The following is a 2,770-nucleotide window of genomic DNA, read 5'->3' on the forward strand; positions in this document are numbered from 1 at the left end:
GAGAAGATCGCGCAGGAGCGGGTGGAAGGAAGGGTGGGGGAATTCGTGAAGCCGAAAAGCTGAAAGTCAAAATCGGGGTCAGAGCCCGAAATCGAAATCGGGGTCAGAGCCCGAAACCAAGAAGAGGCGTAAATCGGGCTCTGACCCCGATTTCGATTTCTGACCCCGATTTCGAACTCTGTCGCAACGCGCATTGCGGTTCGCGGGGTCCTTCGGTACAGTCCGCCCAGGAGGAGGACACTTTGATTAATCGCATGACGTCGGGCCTTATCGGCGCGGCAGCCGTTGCTGCACTGCTTCTGCCGCTTTCCGCCGCAGCACAGGACCGGGCCACGCTGGCCACGGCGCTGGCCATTTCCTACGTGCCGTCGCGAGCCGCGGTGGACTTCGGCTGGTTCAAGGCCGAGGGCCTGGACCTCGACATCAAGGTGATCGTGGGCGGCAACGACGCCATCCAGGGCCTGGCGAGCGGCACGCTGGAGTTCGGCGAGTCCTCGCATGCCCAGTTCCTCGCCGCGGCCTCGAAGGACCTGCCGATCGTGGCGATCGGCCTGAACTCCTACGGCTTCCTCGGCAAGCTGATCGCCGCGCCCAAGCACGCGAAGCTCTCCAGGCTGGAGGACTTCAAGGGCAAGCGCATCGGCATCCAGGTGGGCACCGGCGTGCACACCGTGTTCCTCATGGCGCTGGAGCGCAACCACCTGAACCCGGCCGATTTCACCATCACCAACATCCGGGTGAACGACATGCCGGCCGCGATGCAGTCCGACACCTTCGACGCGGTGCTCGCCTGGGAGCCGGCGGCGCTGCGCATCGTGCAGTCGGGGCGCGGCAAGGAGGTGATCAGCGCCTCGAAGTTCGAGGACCTCGCCGACGTCACCTATCCGTTCATGATCCTCACCACCGAGAAGATGATCCGCGAGCGGCCGCAGACCGTGCAGCGCTACCTGAACGGCTTCCTGCGCGGCCAGCGCTTCCTGATGCAGGACCACAAGGGCGCCGTGGCGGTCTACCGCAAGTACCTGCCGCCGCAGGTCGCGGAGAAGATGAGCGACGCCGAGCTCGAGGCGCAGATCTACGCCGCTTCCCGCTTCGACCGCCTGGCGCCGAACGAGCGCGACCTGAACGACCTGAAGCGCACGGCGGAATTCCTGGTTCGCGAAAAGAAGCTGCAGAAGGCGCCGAACCTCGACACGGCGACGAACTTCACGTTCGCCCGCAAAGCCGCCGCGCGCGCCAACTGAGCCGAGCAAGCCCGTGAACGCAGCCCTGCGTGGCGCGGCGGCCGCGCTGGCGCCCTTCGCGGTGATCCTCGTCCTGTGGCAGCTGGCGGCGAAGTTCGCCGGGCTGCCGCCTTCGCTCTTCCCGCCGCTCGAGTCGATCTTCGCCGCGCTGCTGAAGATGCTGTCCGACGGCAGCCTGGCGGCGGACCTCGCCGGCACCTTCCGGCGCCTGTTCGAGAGCGTGCTGGTCGGCGCCGTCATCGGCACGCTGTTCGGCACCATGATGGGCTACTTCAAGTGGATCGAGCGCGCCTCGGTGGCGCCGATGAACTTCCTGCTCTCGATTCCGGGCACGGCGCTCTTCCCGCTGACCCTCATCTGGTTCGGCCTGAGCGAGATGGCGATCATCTCCATCCTCATCTACGAGGTGGCCCTGACCGTGACGGTGATGACCTGGACCGGCGTGAAGAGCATCGACCTGTCGCTGATCCGCGCCGGGCGGGTGTTCGGCGCGCGCGGCGCTGGCATGCTGTGGCGCGTGCTGATCCCGGCGGCGCTGCCCTCCATCATCGGCGGCTACCGCCTGGCGTTCTCGCGCGCCTGGCGCATCCTGATCATCGCGGAGATGCTGGTGTCGGTGGCCGCGGGCCTGGGCTACCGGCTCTACTACGCCCGGGAGTATTTCCATTTCGAGCTGGTCTACGCCGGGCTGCTGGTGGTCGGCCTGTCGGGCCTGCTGATCGAGCGCGTGCTGCTGCGCACGCTCGAGAAGGCCACGGTCAACCGCTGGGGCACCGTGCGGGAGCTGGCGTGAGCGGCGAGCTGAAGGTCACCGGGCTGGCCAAGCGCTTTGCCGTGCGCCACGGCTGGCGGTGCAGCACCGAGCTGACGGTGTTCGAGGCGCTCGGCCTCACGGTGCGCGCGGGCGAGTTCGTCAGCGTCATCGGTCCCTCGGGCTGCGGCAAGTCGACCCTGCTGGCGATCGCCGCCGGGCTGGAAGAGCCGAGCGCGGGCACGGTCGCGGTGGACGGCAAGCCGGTGCGCGGCCCGGGCCTCGACCGCGGCGTGGTGTTCCAGGAATTCGCCCTGTTTCCCTGGCTGACCGTGCGCGACAACGTCGCCTTCGGCCTGAAGTCCATGGGCATGAAGAAGGACGAGCGCCTGCGGCGCGCCGGAAAATACGTGGATCTCGTCGGCCTGTCGGCCTTCGCGCATTACTATCCCAACCGCCTCTCGGGCGGCATGCGCCAGCGGGTCGGCCTGGGACGGGCGCTCGCCGTCGAGCCCGCCGTGCTGCTGATGGACGAGCCCTTCGGCGCCCTCCACGCGCTGACGCGCGAGAACATGCAGAACGCGCTCGGCGAGATCTGGCAGGAGACGCACAAGACGGTGCTGTTCATCACCCACGACATCGAGGAGGCGGTGTTCCTCTCGGACCGCGTGCTGGTGCTGAACGGGCGGCCCTCGCGCATCGTGCTGGAGCTGCCCATTGCCCTGCCGCGCCCGCGCCACCGCCACGCCAAGGATTTCCAGGCGCTGGTCGAGCG

3 protein-coding genes are annotated in these 2,770 nt (G+C 67.7%); all 3 read left to right on the forward strand.

Going from position 1 to position 2,770, the window contains the following annotated elements; all coding sequences use genetic code 11:
- The first annotated feature begins 254 nt into the window (after nt 1-254).
- Nucleotides 255-1,244: an ABC transporter substrate-binding protein gene (locus tag VFM98_RS18780; protein ID WP_325111420.1), complete on the forward strand. Its 990-nt coding sequence runs from the start codon at nt 255-257 to the stop codon at nt 1,242-1,244.
- Nucleotides 1,245-1,257: 13 nt separating this feature from the next.
- Nucleotides 1,258-2,037 (forward strand): ABC transporter permease, encoded by a 780-nt coding sequence (locus tag VFM98_RS18785; protein ID WP_325111421.1) that lies wholly within the window; start codon nt 1,258-1,260, stop codon nt 2,035-2,037.
- The coding region (locus VFM98_RS18790; RefSeq protein WP_325111422.1) for an ABC transporter ATP-binding protein at nt 2,034-2,770 on the forward strand (737 nt) is incomplete at its 3' end. The genes VFM98_RS18785 and VFM98_RS18790, both read left to right, overlap by 4 nt.

The organism is Ramlibacter sp. (assembly GCF_035706265.1).
In the GTDB taxonomy this organism is placed as follows: Bacteria; Pseudomonadota; Gammaproteobacteria; order Burkholderiales; family Burkholderiaceae_C; genus Ramlibacter.

Excerpts from the sequence above, each read along its gene's own strand:
- VFM98_RS18780 (WP_325111420.1), top strand. The coding sequence starts at position 255 with ATGACGTCGGGCCTTATCGGCGCGGCAGCCGTTGCTGCACTGCTTCTG.